This is a genomic window from Ruegeria sp. R14_0 (genome assembly GCF_017743975.1).
Lineage (GTDB): Bacteria > Pseudomonadota > Alphaproteobacteria > Rhodobacterales > Rhodobacteraceae > Ruegeria.
On the sequence record NZ_JAGHRC010000007.1, the window covers coordinates 186,123 to 201,664 of the forward strand.

General features: G+C 58.4%; 11 protein-coding genes. 10 read left to right on the plus strand and 1 reads right to left on the minus strand.

The genetic code is table 11. From position 1 onward, the window contains the following. The first annotated feature begins 14 nt into the window (after positions 1 to 14). From rplJ to J7416_RS18395, 6 genes are all read left to right on the plus strand, one after another. Positions 15 to 533: a 50S ribosomal protein L10 gene (gene rplJ, locus J7416_RS18370; protein WP_170375385.1), complete on the plus strand. Its 519-nt coding sequence runs from the start codon at positions 15 to 17 to the stop codon at positions 531 to 533. A gap of 79 nt (positions 534 to 612) precedes the next feature. Further along, positions 613 to 987, plus strand: coding sequence for a 50S ribosomal protein L7/L12 (gene rplL / locus J7416_RS18375; protein WP_155142436.1), 375 nt, complete (start codon positions 613 to 615; stop codon positions 985 to 987). Between the two features lie 249 nt (positions 988 to 1,236). Continuing rightward, positions 1,237 to 5,373, plus strand: coding sequence for a DNA-directed RNA polymerase subunit beta (gene rpoB / locus J7416_RS18380; protein WP_209226884.1), 4,137 nt, complete (start codon positions 1,237 to 1,239; stop codon positions 5,371 to 5,373). A gap of 50 nt (positions 5,374 to 5,423) precedes the next feature. Then, the gene (gene rpoC, locus J7416_RS18385; RefSeq protein ID WP_209226886.1) at positions 5,424 to 9,665 is read left to right on the plus strand and encodes a DNA-directed RNA polymerase subunit beta'; all 4,242 of its coding nucleotides are present in this window, start codon (positions 5,424 to 5,426) and stop codon (positions 9,663 to 9,665) included. Positions 9,666 to 9,732: 67 nt separating this feature from the next. Then, a complete protein-coding gene (locus J7416_RS18390) occupies positions 9,733 to 10,227 on the plus strand; it encodes a macro domain-containing protein (RefSeq protein ID WP_209226889.1) in 495 nt (164 codons plus the stop codon). An 87-nt stretch (positions 10,228 to 10,314) separates the two neighbouring features. After that, entirely contained in the window at positions 10,315 to 11,184 is an 870-nt protein-coding gene (locus J7416_RS18395; protein WP_209226891.1) for a DMT family transporter, read from the plus strand. On the opposite strand, the gene J7416_RS18400 is transcribed toward J7416_RS18395, so the two are convergent. Further along, positions 11,169 to 11,975, minus strand: coding sequence for a putative rhamnosyl transferase (locus tag J7416_RS18400; protein WP_209226914.1), 807 nt, complete (start codon positions 11,973 to 11,975; stop codon positions 11,169 to 11,171). The two genes, J7416_RS18395 and J7416_RS18400, sit on opposite strands and share 16 nt — an antisense overlap. Positions 11,976 to 12,361: 386 nt before the next feature. Here J7416_RS18400 and rpsL point away from each other — a divergent pair, with 386 nt between their 5' ends. The 4 genes from rpsL to J7416_RS18420 all read left to right on the plus strand — a co-directional run. Then, the gene (gene rpsL / locus J7416_RS18405) at positions 12,362 to 12,733 is read left to right on the plus strand and encodes a 30S ribosomal protein S12 (RefSeq protein WP_005621086.1); all 372 of its coding nucleotides are present in this window, start codon (positions 12,362 to 12,364) and stop codon (positions 12,731 to 12,733) included. 15 nt (positions 12,734 to 12,748) lie between these two features. Continuing rightward, entirely contained in the window at positions 12,749 to 13,219 is a 471-nt protein-coding gene (rpsG, locus tag J7416_RS18410) for a 30S ribosomal protein S7 (protein WP_039529242.1), read from the plus strand. 18 nt (positions 13,220 to 13,237) lie between these two features. Continuing rightward, the gene (gene fusA, locus J7416_RS18415) at positions 13,238 to 15,355 is read left to right on the plus strand and encodes an elongation factor G (RefSeq protein ID WP_209226892.1); all 2,118 of its coding nucleotides are present in this window, start codon (positions 13,238 to 13,240) and stop codon (positions 15,353 to 15,355) included. Positions 15,356 to 15,415: 60 nt separating this feature from the next. Then, on the plus strand, positions 15,416 to 15,542 hold a 127-nt coding region (locus tag J7416_RS18420; RefSeq protein WP_231739787.1), incomplete at its 3' end, for a GTP-binding protein.

Below are 15,542 nucleotides of genomic sequence, written 5' to 3' on the forward strand. Positions count from 1 at the left end.
ACTTGGAGAGAACTGTGGATAGAGCCCAGAAAGAGAAAGTGGTCGAGGAACTCGGCCAAATCTTCGAAAGCTCTGGCGTCGTAGTGGTTGCTCACTACGCCGGTCTGACAGTTGCCGAGATGCAGGACCTTCGCGCACGTGCTCGTGACGCGGGTGGCTCCGTGCGTGTTGCCAAGAACAGGCTCGCCAAAATCGCCCTTGAGGGTAAGCCGTGTGAAAGCATGGCCGACCTGCTGACGGGGATGACCGTTCTGACCTATTCCGAGGACCCTGTGGCAGCAGCCAAAGTGGCCGAGGACTTCGCCAAAGAGAACCAAAAGTTCGAAATCCTTGGCGGTGCAATGGGCGAGAACGCTCTGGACCGGGCTGGTGTTACAGCCGTGTCGAAAATGCCGTCGCGTGAAGAGCTTATTGCTACGATCGCTGGTATGCTTGGCGCGCCTGCTTCGAACATCGCCGGTGCAATTGGCGCACCTGCAAGCAACATCGCAAGCATCCTTTCCACCATCGAAGAGAAGGCGGAAGCTGCGTAAGCGGTTGGCACTGAATGATCTGCGTGGGGAAATATCCCTGACGTTGGAACACACACTGTAAACGGAAAGAGCTGATAAAATGGCTGATCTGAAAGCACTCGCAGAAAGCATCGTGGGTCTGACCCTGCTGGAAGCACAAGAACTGAAAACCATCCTCAAAGACGAGTACGGCATCGAGCCCGCAGCTGGCGGCGCCGTAATGGTCGCAGCTGGTGGCGACGCCGGTGGCGCAGCTGAGGAAGAAAAAACCGAATTCGACGTCGTTCTGAAGAACGCCGGCGCATCGAAAATCAACGTCATCAAAGAAGTTCGCGGCATCACCGGCCTGGGCCTGAAAGAAGCCAAGGAACTGGTCGAAGCCGGCGGCAAGATCAAAGAAGGCGTGGACAAAGCAGAAGCAGAAGACATCAAAGGCAAGCTGGAAGCAGCTGGCGCCGAAGTCGAGCTGGCCTAAGCTTAGTCTCTGGTGCATCGCTGATGTGCCGAAAAATTTGGCTGGGTCCGGAGAAATCCGGGTCCAGCCGAACCTGTCTTAGAAAGGGCCTCATCACGGGGGCGTTTTCTAAGACGCGGTTCGCGGATCGGGAGGCTGCCTTCGGGACGGTGGCCATGAATTGATCCGGACGTGTCGTCTCGAATGTGCAAGATGCCGGGGCCCGACGGTGTCTTTGCCCGCTGAGAACATCGAAAGGTGACATCTGACATGGCTCAAACGTTCCTTGGCCAGAAACGTCTTCGTAAATATTACGGCAAAATCCGCGAAGTTTTGGAAATGCCGAACCTCATTGAGGTCCAGAAATCTTCTTATGATCTTTTCCTGCGCTCCGGCGATGCAGAGCAGCCCACAGACGGCGAAGGCATCAAAGGTGTGTTCCAGTCGGTTTTCCCGATCAAGGATTTCAACGAAACCTCCGTTCTGGAGTTCGTGAAATACGATCTGGAAAAACCCAAATATGACGTCGAAGAGTGCATGCAGCGCGACATGACCTACAGCGCGCCGCTGAAGGTCACTCTGCGTCTGATCGTGTTTGATGTCGATGAGGACACCGGCGCGAAATCGGTCAAAGACATCAAAGAACAGGACGTGTTCATGGGCGATATGCCCCTGATGACGCCGAACGGCACGTTCATCGTGAACGGCACCGAGCGTGTGATCGTGTCCCAGATGCACCGTTCGCCCGGTGTGTTCTTTGACCACGACAAGGGCAAAACCCACTCTTCGGGCAAGCTGCTGTTTGCCTGCCGCATCATCCCGTATCGCGGCAGCTGGCTGGACTTTGAGTTCGACGCCAAAGACATCGTTTACGCCCGTATCGACCGCCGTCGTAAGCTGCCTGTGACCACCCTGCTGTACGCGCTGGGCCTGGATCAGGAAGCGATCATGGACGCGTATTACAACACCGTGTCCTACAAGCTGGACAAGAAAAAGGGCTGGATCACGCCGTTCTTCCCCGAGCGTGTGCGCGGCACCCGTCCGACCTATGACCTGATCGACGCGAAATCTGGTGAAGTTATTGCCGAAGCTGGCAAAAAGGTAACTCCGCGCGCGGTGAAGAAGCTGATCGACGAGGGCGTTGTCACCGACTTGTTGGTCCCGTTCGATAACATCGTCGGCAAATTTGTCGCCAAGGACATCATCAACGAAGAAACCGGCGCGATCTATGTCGAGGCCGGAGATGAACTGACCCTGGAATACGACAAAGATGGCGATCTGATCGGTGGCACCGTCAAGGATCTGATGGATGCGGGCATCACCGACATCCCGGTTCTGGACATCGATAACGTCAATGTTGGTCCATACATGCGCAACACCATGGCGCAGGACAAGAACATGGGCCGCGAAAGCGCGCTGATGGACATCTACCGCGTTATGCGTCCGGGTGAGCCGCCCACCGTCGAGGCTGCGTCGGCCCTGTTCGACACGCTGTTCTTCGACAGCGAGCGCTATGACCTGTCCGCCGTTGGCCGCGTGAAGATGAACATGCGTCTGGCTCTGGACGCGCCGGACACCCTGCGCACGCTGCGCCGCGAAGACATCGTGGCGTGCATCAAGGCGCTGGTTGAGCTGCGTGACGGTAAAGGCGATGTGGACGATATCGACCACCTCGGCAACCGTCGTGTCCGTTCGGTCGGCGAACTGATGGAAAACCAGTACCGCGTTGGTCTGCTGCGCATGGAGCGCGCGATCAAAGAGCGTATGTCGTCGGTCGAGATCGACACCGTCATGCCTCAGGACCTGATCAACGCGAAACCGGCTGCTGCTGCTGTCCGCGAATTCTTCGGCTCGTCGCAGCTGTCGCAGTTCATGGACCAGACCAACCCGCTTTCGGAAGTCACCCACAAACGCCGTCTCTCGGCGCTTGGCCCCGGTGGTCTGACGCGTGAGCGTGCGGGCTTTGAGGTGCGCGACGTACACCCGACCCATTATGGCCGGATGTGCCCGATTGAAACGCCGGAAGGTCCGAACATCGGTCTGATCAACTCGCTGGCCACATTCGCCCGCGTGAACAAGTACGGCTTCATCGAAACACCGTACCGCGTCGTCAAAGACGCCGAGGTGACCGATGAGGTTCATTACATGTCCGCGACCGAGGAAATGCGTCACACCGTGGCGCAGGCGAACGCGACGCTGGATGCGGATGGCAAGTTTATCAACGATCTGGTGTCGACCCGTCAGGCCGGTGACTACACTCTGGCCCCGCGCGAGAATGTTGACCTGATCGACGTGTCGCCGAAACAGCTGGTTTCGGTCGCTGCATCGCTGATCCCGTTCCTTGAAAATGACGACGCCAACCGCGCTCTGATGGGCTCGAACATGCAACGTCAGGCGGTTCCGCTGCTGCGCGCCGAAGCGCCGCTGGTCGGTACCGGGATCGAGGAAAAGGTCGCGATCGACTCAGGCGCTGCGATTCAGGCGAAACGCGCCGGTATCATCGACCAAGTCGATGCCCAGCGTATCGTTATCCGCGCCACCGAAGATCTGGAACTGGGCGACGCTGGCGTTGACATCTACCGTCTGCGCAAATTCCAGCGTTCGAACCAGAACACCTGTATCAACCAGCGTCCGCTGATCAAGGTGGGTGACACCGTCCAGAAGGGCGAGGTCATCGCCGACGGTCCGTCGACCGATATGGGTGAATTGGCCCTGGGTAAGAACGTGGTCGTCGCGTTCATGCCTTGGAACGGTTACAACTACGAAGACTCGATCCTGATCTCGGAACGTATCGCGCGTGACGACGTCTTTACCTCGGTCCATATCGAGGAATTCGAAGTCGCCGCCCGTGACACCAAGCTGGGCCCGGAAGAGATCACCCGCGACATCCCGAACGTCGGTGAAGAAGCGCTGCGCAACCTCGACGAGGCCGGCATCGTTTACATCGGTGCGGATGTTGAGCCGGGCGATATTCTGGTCGGCAAGATCACTCCGAAGGGCGAAAGCCCGATGACCCCGGAAGAAAAGCTGCTGCGCGCCATCTTCGGTGAAAAAGCATCTGACGTGCGCGACACCTCGCTGCGCGTGAAGCCGGGGGATTACGGTACGGTCGTTGAGGTCCGCGTCTTCAACCGTCACGGCGTCGAAAAAGACGAGCGTGCGCTGCAGATCGAGCGTGAGGAAGTCGAACGTCTGGCCCGTGACCGGGACGACGAGCTGGCGATCCTTGACCGCAACATCTATGCGCGTCTGCAGGGCCTGATCCTGGGTAAAACCGCTGTCAAAGGCCCGAAAGGCGTCAAGGCGGGGTCGGTGATCACCGAGGAGCTGCTGGAAACCCTGACCCGTGGTCAGTGGTGGCAGCTGGCGCTGGAAGGTGAGCAAGACGCACAGATCGTTGAAGCTCTGAACGAGCAGTACGAAGTGCAAAAGCGTGCTCTGGACGCCCGTTTCGAAGACAAGGTCGAGAAAGTCCGCCGTGGCGACGACCTGCCGCCGGGTGTGATGAAGATGGTCAAAGTCTTCATCGCGGTGAAGCGTAAGTTGCAGCCGGGCGACAAGATGGCCGGTCGTCACGGGAACAAAGGTGTGATCTCCAAGGTTGTTCCGATGGAAGACATGCCCTTCCTGGCCGATGGTACTCCGGTTGACTTCTGTCTGAACCCGCTGGGTGTGCCTTCGCGTATGAACGTTGGTCAGATCCTGGAAACCCACATGGGTTGGGCCGCACGCGGTCTGGGTCTGAACATCGACGATGCTCTGGGTGAATACCGCCGGTCCGGCGACCTGACCCCGGTGCGCGAAGCGATGAAGCTGGCCTATGGCGAGAATGTCTACGAAGAAGGCATCACCGGTCTGGACGAAGATGGCCTGATCGAGGCTGCGGGCAACGTGACCCGCGGTGTTCCGATCGCAACCCCGGTCTTCGACGGTGCCAAAGAGGCTGACGTCAACGACGCACTGGTGCGTGCGGGCTTCTCGGAAAGCGGTCAGTCGATCCTGTTCGACGGCCGTACCGGTGAGCAGTTCGCGCGTCCGGTGACCGTGGGCATCAAGTACCTGCTGAAACTGCACCACCTGGTGGATGACAAGATCCACGCGCGTTCGACCGGGCCGTACAGCCTGGTGACCCAGCAGCCGCTGGGTGGTAAGGCGCAGTTCGGTGGTCAGCGCTTTGGTGAGATGGAAGTCTGGGCTCTGGAAGCTTACGGCGCCGCCTACACCCTGCAGGAGATGCTCACCGTGAAATCGGATGACGTCGCCGGCCGGACTAAGGTCTATGAGTCGATCGTCAAGGGCGAGGATAACTTCGAAGCGGGCGTACCGGAATCGTTCAACGTTCTGGTGAAAGAAGTCCGTGGCCTCGGCCTGAATATGGAACTCCTGGATGCGGAGGTTGAGGAGTAAGGGCGCTGCCCTTTCTCCCGTCCCCCCTTCCGCAAGATTTGAGGTAACAAATGAACCAGGAAATCACCAACAACCCGTTCAACCCGCTGACGCCCCCGAAGGTTTTCGACGAGATCAAGGTCTCGCTGGCGAGCCCTGAGCGGATCCTGTCTTGGTCTTATGGCGAGATCAAGAAACCCGAAACCATCAACTACCGGACGTTCAAACCCGAGCGTGACGGCCTGTTCTGCGCGCGTATCTTTGGCCCGATCAAAGACTACGAGTGTCTGTGCGGCAAATATAAGCGGATGAAGTATCGCGGCGTTGTCTGCGAGAAATGCGGTGTGGAAGTCACTCTGCAGAAAGTCCGCCGCGAGCGTATGGGCCACATCGAACTGGCCGCGCCCGTTGCACATATCTGGTTCCTGAAGTCGCTGCCGTCCCGCATCGGTCTGATGCTGGACATGACGCTGCGCGATCTGGAACGCGTTTTGTACTTTGAAAACTACGTCGTCATCGAGCCCGGTCTGACCGACCTGACCTATGGCCAGATGCTGACCGAAGAAGAGTACATGGACGCGCAGGATGCCTATGGCATGGACGCGTTCACCGCCAATATCGGCGCTGAAGCCATCCGTGAGATGCTGGCCCAGATCGATCTGGAAGCAGAAGCCGAGCAGCTGCGCGCTGATCTGGCCGAAGCAACCGGCGAGCTGAAGCCCAAGAAGATCATCAAGCGTCTGAAGGTTGTTGAATCCTTCCTCGAGTCGGGCAACCGGCCCGAGTGGATGGTGATGACCGTAATCCCGGTCATTCCGCCGGAACTGCGTCCGTTGGTTCCGCTGGATGGTGGCCGTTTCGCGACGTCTGATCTGAACGACCTGTATCGCCGCGTCATCAACCGGAACAACCGTCTGAAGCGTCTGATCGAGCTGCGCGCGCCTGACATCATCGTTCGTAACGAAAAGCGGATGCTGCAGGAATCCGTTGACGCTCTGTTCGACAACGGCCGTCGTGGCCGCGTGATCACCGGCGCCAACAAGCGCCCGCTGAAATCGCTGTCGGACATGCTGAAGGGCAAGCAGGGCCGCTTCCGTCAGAACCTTCTGGGTAAGCGCGTCGACTTCTCGGGCCGTTCGGTCATTGTGACTGGTCCGGAGTTGAAGCTGCACCAATGTGGTCTGCCCAAGAAGATGGCGCTGGAGCTGTTCAAGCCGTTCATCTACTCGCGCCTTGAAGCCAAGGGTCTGTCTTCGACCGTGAAACAGGCGAAGAAGCTGGTCGAGAAAGAGCGTCCCGAAGTGTGGGATATCCTCGACGAGGTGATCCGCGAACACCCTGTCATGCTGAACCGTGCGCCGACGCTGCACCGTCTTGGCATTCAGGCGTTCGAGCCCGTTCTGATCGAAGGTAAAGCCATCCAGCTGCACCCGCTGGTCTGTTCGGCCTTTAACGCCGACTTCGACGGAGACCAGATGGCCGTTCACGTCCCGCTGAGCCTTGAGGCCCAGCTGGAAGCCCGTGTTCTCATGATGTCAACGAACAACGTTCTGTCGCCTGCAAACGGCGCGCCGATCATCGTTCCGTCGCAGGATATGATCCTGGGTCTCTACTATGTGACCCTGGAGCGCGAAGGCATGCCGGGTGAAGGCAAAGTCTTTGGCTCGATCGACGAAGTGCAACACGCGCTGGATTCGGGCGAAGTGCACCTGCACTCGAAAATCACCGCGCGGATCACGCAGATCGACGACGAGGGCAACGAAGTTCAGAAGCGTTACGAAACCACTCCGGGCCGTCTGCGCCTGGGTGCGTTGCTGCCGATGAACAACAAAGCGCCGTTCGAGCTGGTCAACCGGCTGCTGCGGAAGAAAGAAGTGCAGCAGGTTATCGACACTGTCTACCGTTACTGCGGTCAGAAAGAGTCGGTTATCTTCTGTGACCAGATCATGTCGATGGGCTTCAAAGAAGCGTTCAAGGCGGGCATTTCGTTCGGTAAGGACGACATGGTCATCCCGAACGACAAGTGGGGCATCGTTGATGACACCCGCGATCAGGTGAAGGACTTTGAACAGCAGTACATGGACGGCCTGATCACTCAGGGCGAAAAGTACAACAAAGTTGTCGATGCCTGGTCGAAGTGTAACGATCGCGTCACCGAAGCGATGATGAGCACGATCTCGGACGTTGCCAAGGCCGAAGACGGGTCTGACATGGAGCCGAACTCGGTCTACATGATGGCCCACTCGGGTGCGCGTGGCTCGGTTACTCAGATGAAACAGCTGGGCGGTATGCGCGGCCTGATGGCCAAGCCGAACGGTGACATCATCGAGACGCCGATCATCTCGAACTTTAAAGAAGGTCTGACCGTTCTCGAGTACTTCAACTCGACCCACGGTGCCCGTAAGGGTCTGTCGGATACCGCTCTGAAGACGGCGAATTCGGGTTACCTGACCCGTCGTCTGGTGGACGTGGCGCAAGACTGTATTGTTCGTGAGATCGACTGTGGCACCGAGCGTGCGATCACTGCCGAGGCAGCCGTCAACGACGGTGAGGTTGTCGCCTCGCTGGCCGAACGTGTGCTGGGTCGTGTGGCGGCTGACGACGTTTTGCGTCCGGGCACCGATGAGGTGATCGTGGCCGCTGGTCAGTTGATCGACGAACGTATGGCCGACACCATTGACGAGGCCGGTATCGCGTCGATGCGCATCCGCTCGCCTCTGACCTGTGAGTCCGAGGAAGGCGTTTGTGCAACCTGCTACGGTCGTGACCTTGCACGCGGTACCATGGTGAACACAGGTGAAGCTGTCGGCATCATCGCCGCGCAGTCGATCGGTGAACCCGGTACTCAGCTGACCATGCGGACCTTCCACATCGGTGGTGTTGCGCAAGGTGGTCAACAGTCGTTCCAGGAAGCCAGCCAGGAAGGTGTCGTATCCTTCGAGAACCCGCAGATCCTGGTCAATGCCGCAGGCGAGAGCCTGGTCATGGGCCGGAACATGAAGCTGGTGATCAAGGACGAGCATGGTGAAGAGCGTGCCAGCCACAAGCTGGGCTACGGCTCCAAGCTGTTCGTCAAGGACGGCACCAAAGTGGCCCGCGGCGACAAGCTGTTCGAGTGGGATCCCTACACCCTGCCGATCATCGCCGAGAAAGCGGGTACCGCGAAATACGTTGACCTTGTTTCGGGCCTTGCTGTCCGCGACGAGACCGACGAAGCAACCGGTATGACCCAGAAGATCGTGATCGACTGGCGCGCAGCCCCCAAAGGCAGCGACCTCAAGCCCGAGATCATTCTGGTCGGTGAAGATGGCGAGCCGGTCCGCAACGACGCGGGCAACCCGGTTCACTATCCGATGTCGGTGGACGCGATCCTGTCGGTCGAAGACGGTCAGAAGGTCGAAGCCGGTGACGTTGTCGCGCGTATCCCGCGTGAAGGTGCCAAGACCAAGGACATCACCGGTGGTCTGCCGCGTGTGGCCGAACTGTTCGAAGCCCGCCGTCCGAAAGATCACGCGATCATCGCAGAAGCCGATGGTTACGTGCGCTTTGGCCGCGACTACAAGAACAAGCGCCGCATCAGCATCGAACCGGCTGACGAGTCCATGGAGACCATCGAGTACATGGTGCCCAAGGGCAAGCACATCCCGGTCGCCGAAGGGGACTTCATCCAGAAGGGTGAATACCTGATGGACGGTAACCCGGCTCCGCATGATATCTTGTCCATCATGGGTGTCGAAGCGCTGGCGGATTACATGATCGACGAGGTGCAGGACGTCTATCGTCTGCAGGGCGTTAAGATCAACGACAAGCACATCGAGGTCATCGTGCGCCAGATGCTGCAGAAGTGGGAGATCTTGGACTCAGGCGACACCACCCTGCTGAAAGGCGAGCATGTCGACAAGCAAGAGTTCGACGCAGCCAACGAGAAGACCCTCTCGCGTGGCGGCCGTCCGGCTCAGGGCGAGCCGATCCTCTTGGGGATCACCAAAGCCTCGCTGCAGACGCGTTCGTTCATCTCGGCGGCGTCGTTCCAAGAAACCACCCGCGTGCTGACCGAAGCTTCGGTTCAGGGCAAAAAGGACAAGTTGGTTGGCTTGAAAGAGAACGTCATCGTCGGTCGCCTGATCCCCGCCGGTACCGGTGGTGCGACCCAGGCTGTGCGTCAGGTTGCCCAAGGCCGCGACAACGTCGTGATCGAAGCCCGCCGGGAAGAGGCCGAAGCCGCCGCAGCCCTGGCAGCCCCGGTCATGGACGACGACCTGGTTGGCGACGAGCTGGACGTTCTGGTGGAAACACCGGAAAGCCGCGAGTAAGCTACCTAGAAGACTAACGATCAGGCCCCGCGAATTCGCGGGGCCTTTTCTTTTGCCGGGTCGTGATATGCTGAACGCAATTGAGAACCGTTTCCAAGGGGGCATGATGCCAACCATCAAAGGTGATCTGATCCAACTGGCCCTGGATGGTGAGTTCGATGTCATCGTCCATGGCTGCAACTGTTTCCACGCGATGGGCGCCGGTATCGCGCGGGTGATAGCTGCAGAATTCCCCAGCGCCTTCGAGGCCGACCAGCGAACGGAATACGGAGTTCGATCGAAACTCGGGACAATTTCCGCAGCCCGGATTCTGCGGGAGACAGCAGATTTTACGGTGGTAAACGCGTATACCCAGTTTCATTGGGACGGAGTGGGACGGCTCGTGGATTACGACGCGATCTCAAGCTGTTTTGGCGCTGTTGCAACCGCCTATCCTAAAGCCCGGATAGGTTATCCGATGATCGGCGCGGGCCTGGCCGGCGGGGATTGGGCCGAGATCGCGCCGCGCATAGATGCCGCCCTTGCGGGCCTGGAACATAACCTTGTTGTGTTACCCGACTGAACCCACCCCAGCCGGTTGCGTATTGACAACGCACATGAGCTCACGACCAATGTGCTGAGTTTCGTTAAGGTATTGGAACCGGAAATTATGGCACCCAACGTGAAGGGCGCGATGCTGATGATGGGCAGCATGGCCGCCTTTACTGTCAATGACGCGATGATCAAAGTTGCAGGCGCCGAACTGCCTCTGTTTCAGATGGTCGCCATGCGCGGAGCATTGGCGACGGTTCTGGTTTTCCTGCTGGCGCGCCACCTCGGCGCTTTGCACCTGAATTTTCCGCGCCATGACAAATGGTTGGTCGCAGCGCGCTGTCTGGCGGAACTGTCGGCCACCTTTTTCTTTTTGACCGCACTGCTGCATATGCCACTGGCCAATGTGACAGCTGTTCTTCAGGCCCTGCCTTTGACGGTTACTTTAGGTGCGGTGCTGTTTTTCGGCGAACATATCGGATGGCGGAGAATTCTGGCAATCGGGACGGGGTTCGTGGGCATGTTGTTGATTGTCCGACCGGGGCCCGACGGATTCAGCATCTATGCGGTCTACGCCTTGATCGCTGTGGCATCTGTCACGGTTCGTGACCTTATTACCCGACGCATGTCGATCCACGTCCCATCGCTGGCTGTAACGCTGGCGACGTCGCTCTCGATCACCCTGGCGGCTGGTGTCGCGACAGCGGTCACGGGGTGGCAACCGGTACCGCTTGGCGCAGGTGTATTGGTCGCCTGCGCGGCCGTGTTTGTACTGACCGGGTATCTGTGCAGCGTGATGGTGATGCGCGTGGGCGATGTCGGGTTTGTTGCGCCGTTTCGGTACTCCAGCCTGGTCTGGGCGCTCGCGCTGGGTTGGTTGGTCTTCGGAGATTGGCCGGACACGATCACCATGCTGGGCGCGGTTCTGGTAGTTGCTGCAGGGTTGTTCACCTTGTTCCGTGAACGGCACTCTCAAGCGGCCGAGTGAACGCGCCGGACAGCGTCTTGTTGAATGCCAAAGCGTGCGATGAACTCACCCTCTTGTTCCGGGGTCAGGGGAGACAGCTCGGTTTTGTTGGCGCGGGCATGGGGTGAGTCGTTGAATGCGTTCAATGTCCGAACCCACATCGGCGCATCGGGATAGCTGATCACTGGCATGAAGCGACCGATTTTGTGGTGGGTAAAGCTCATGATCGTGTGCTTGCACCCACCGGCGATATACATGCCCAGGCCAACACCCAACAGTGACCGGAACACTTGCGAGGCGCGGATGCCATCGGGGCCAAACCGCGCAAGGAACCCGCTGTTGAAATCCAGGCCAATCGTCCGGTTGTATTCAGCCAACCCCTTTGCGTCCTGGGCGGCAAAGCGCAGACGTTCGACCAGATCAACAGAGACCGCATCGTCGTCATCATGTCGAAACTGAATGCAGGGCTGGTCCGGGTTGGTTCGCGCGCTGTGCAGAACATCTTTGACAACCGGTCGGTGCCGGGCAGGCGCGCGCTTGATGATACGGATCTGCTTGATGTCCGAGGTGAGGTCATAGAGCCGCTCCATCGAATTTTTGGGCAGGCACTCACCGATCAACACCAATAGTTCAAAGTCTTCGTCGGTTTGTTCGCGAAAGCAGGGCAGGGTGGTGGTTTCGAACAAACGAAACCGTTCTTCCAGCCGGGCCGGATTATACAGGTACTGGCGCCGTTCCTCGACTGTGGCGTGTTCGACCTGATAGCCGCCGATCGCGGGATAGGAAAAGCGGCACAGGCCAATGACTTGCATGTTTCGTCCGTCGTATATTATCCGGGTCACTATGCCGGTCCTCTGGAAAACCCGCAACGCCAGAGTCATGCTGCAGACAGGCTTTGGGTGCTGGCAAAGCAGCCATAACCGGTTGGTCGGGGATGTGCTGTTGACACTCGGGCCGACTCCCCCTATTACGCGCGTCATCTCGGTACCGGGGGCCGCCCCATAACCGATTTCAGTAATGAACTGGTCAAGACCCGGACAATTTTGCCGTTCGCGTCCTCTGATAACCAACCGCGACGTTCACCTCGGAATGGGAACGCTCGCGGGTTTTGCGCTTGTGGACGCATAAGTGCAGCGAATTTAACCGCACGCAATGCGCGTGCATGTCATGTGTGTTGCAAAACGGGGAAGAAACCGGAATGCCAACTATTCAACAGCTGATCCGCAAGCCGCGGCAGCCCAAAGTAAAACGCTCGAAGTCCATGCACCTGGAGCAGTGCCCGCAGAAACGCGGCGTCTGCACCCGCGTGTACACCACCACACCGAAAAAGCCGAACTCGGCTATGCGTAAGGTTGCCAAGGTGCGCCTGACCAACGGGTTCGAGGTCATCTCGTACATCCCCGGTGAAAGCCACAACCTGCAGGAACACTCGGTTGTTCTGATCCGTGGCGGCCGTGTAAAAGACCTTCCCGGTGTGCGTTACCACATCCTGCGCGGTGTTCTGGATACTCAGGGCGTCAAAGATCGTAAGCAACGTCGTTCGAAATACGGCGCGAAGCGTCCCAAGTAAGAAGGAGAGGCTGATATGTCACGTCGTCACGCCGCCGAAAAACGCGAAGTCCTGCCTGACGCCAAATTTGGCGACAAGGTACTGACCAAATTCATGAACAACCTGATGATCGACGGCAAGAAGTCGGTCGCAGAGCGCATCGTCTACAACGCGTTTGACCGCGTTGAGAACAAGATCAAGCGCGCTCCTGTCGAAGTGTTCCACGAAGCGCTCGACAACATCAAACCGTCGGTCGAGGTTCGCTCGCGCCGGGTTGGTGGTGCAACCTATCAGGTTCCGGTCGAAGTGCGCCCCGAGCGCCGCGAAGCACTGGCCATCCGCTGGCTGATCACTGCTGCGCGCGGCCGCAACGAAAACACCATGGAAGAACGCCTCGCCGGTGAACTGCTGGACGCTGTACAGTCCCGCGGTACTGCCGTTAAGAAGCGCGAAGACACCCACAAGATGGCCGAGGCGAACAAAGCCTTCAGCCATTACCGCTGGTAATTCTAGAGGCTTATCCAAATGGCACGCGAATATCCGCTCGAACTGTACCGTAACTTCGGTATCATGGCGCACATCGACGCAGGTAAGACCACCTGCTCGGAGCGTATCCTGTATTACACTGGTAAATCCCACAACATCGGTGAGGTGCACGATGGTGCAGCCACCATGGACTGGATGGAGCAGGAGCAGGAACGCGGCATCACCATCACTTCGGCTGCGACCACCACCTTCTGGGAACGCACCGAAGACGGTAAAACCGCTGAAACTCCTAAGCACCGCCTGAACATCATCGACACCCCCGGCCACGTTGACTTCACCATCGAAGTTGAACGCTCGCTGGCGGTTCTCGACGGTGCCGTCTGCGTTCTGGACGCAAACGCCGGTGTTGAACCCCAGACCGAAACCGTGTGGCGTCAGGCTGACCGCTACAAGGTTCCGCGTATGGTTTTCGTCAACAAGATGGACAAGATCGGCGCTGACTTCTTCAACTGCGTCAACATGATCGAAGACCGCACCGGCGCACGTGCTGTTCCGGTTGGTATTCCGATCGGTGCCGAGTCCGAGCTGGAAGGTCTGATCGACCTGGTCACCATGGAAGAGTGGCTGTGGCAGGGCGAAGATCTGGGCGCAAGCTGGATCAAAGCACCTGTCCGCGACAGCCTGAAAGACATGGCTGACGAATGGCGCGGCAAAATGATCGAAGCGGCCGTCGAAATGGACGACGACGCGATGATGGAATACCTGGAAGGCAATGAGCCCGACGTTGAGACCCTGCGCGCCCTGCTGCGCAAAGGTACTCTGGAAATCGCGTTCGTTCCGGTTCTGGGTGGTTCGGCGTTCAAGAACAAAGGCGTTCAGCCGCTGCTCAACGCTGTGATCGACTATCTGCCCAGCCCGCTGGACGTTGTTGATTACATGGGCTTCAAACCCGGCGACGAGGAAGAAGTTCGTGACATCGCCCGTCGTGCCGATGACAACATGGCTTTCTCGGGTCTGGCGTTCAAAATCATGAACGACCCCTTTGTTGGCTCGCTGACCTTCACCCGGATCTACTCGGGCACCATGAACAAGGGTGACTCGATCCTGAACTCGACCAAAGGTAAGAAAGAGCGCATCGGTCGTATGATGATGATGCACTCGAACAACCGGGAAGAGATCGAAGAAGCGTTTGCAGGCGACATCATCGCGCTGGCGGGTCTGAAAGACACCACCACCGGTGACACCCTGTGTGATGCGAAGGATCCGGTGGTTCTGGAAACCATGACCTTCCCCGATCCGGTGATCGAGATCGCGGTTGAGCCCAAAACCAAGGGCGACCAGGAGAAGATGTCCCAGGGTCTGGCCCGTCTGGCCGCCGAAGACCCGTCCTTCCGCGTGGAAACCGACCTGGAATCGGGTCAGACCATCATGAAGGGCATGGGCGAACTTCACCTGGACATCCTGGTTGACCGTCTGAAGCGCGAGTTCAAGGTTGAAGCGAACATCGGTGCACCGCAGGTGGCCTATCGCGAAACCATCTCGATGCCGGTCGAGCACACCTACACCCACAAGAAACAGTCGGGTGGTTCGGGTCAGTTCGCGGAAGTCAAGCTGGAGATCCAGCCGACCGAAGCGGGCGAAGGCTATTCGTTCGAAAGCCGCATCGTTGGTGGTGCTGTTCCGAAGGAATACATCCCGGGTGTTGAAAAAGGCATCAACTCGGTCATGGACAGCGGCCCGCTGGCCGGCTTCCCTGTGATCGACTTCAAGGTTGCCCTGCTGGACGGTAAGTTCCACGACGTTGACTCGAGCGTTCTGGCGTTCGAAATCGCATCGCGGATGTGTATGCGTGAAGGCATGCGCAAAGCAGGCGCGAAGCTGCTGGAACCGATCATGAAGGTCGAAGTGATCACCCCGGAAGAATACACCGGCGGTATCATCGGCGACCTGACTTCGCGTCGGGGACAGGTGTCGGGCCAGGAACCGCGCGGCAACGCCATCGCAATCGATGCGAATGTTCCGCTGGCGAACATGTTCGGCTACATCAACACTCTGCGTTCGATGTCGTCGGGCCGCGCCCAGTTCACCATGCAGTTCTCGCACTACGATCCGGTTCCGCAGAACATCTCGGACGAGATCCAGGCGAAATACGCATAAGCGAAGATTTGAGGGAGCTCCGTTCAGGGGCTCCCTTCATTACCGAAAAAGGAGGCCATCATGGCAAAGGAAAAGTTTGAGCGTACAAAACCGCACGTCAACATCGGCACGATTGGCCACGTTGACCATGGTAAAACGACGCTGACCGCAGCGATCACCAAGTATTTCGGTGACTTCAAAGCGTATG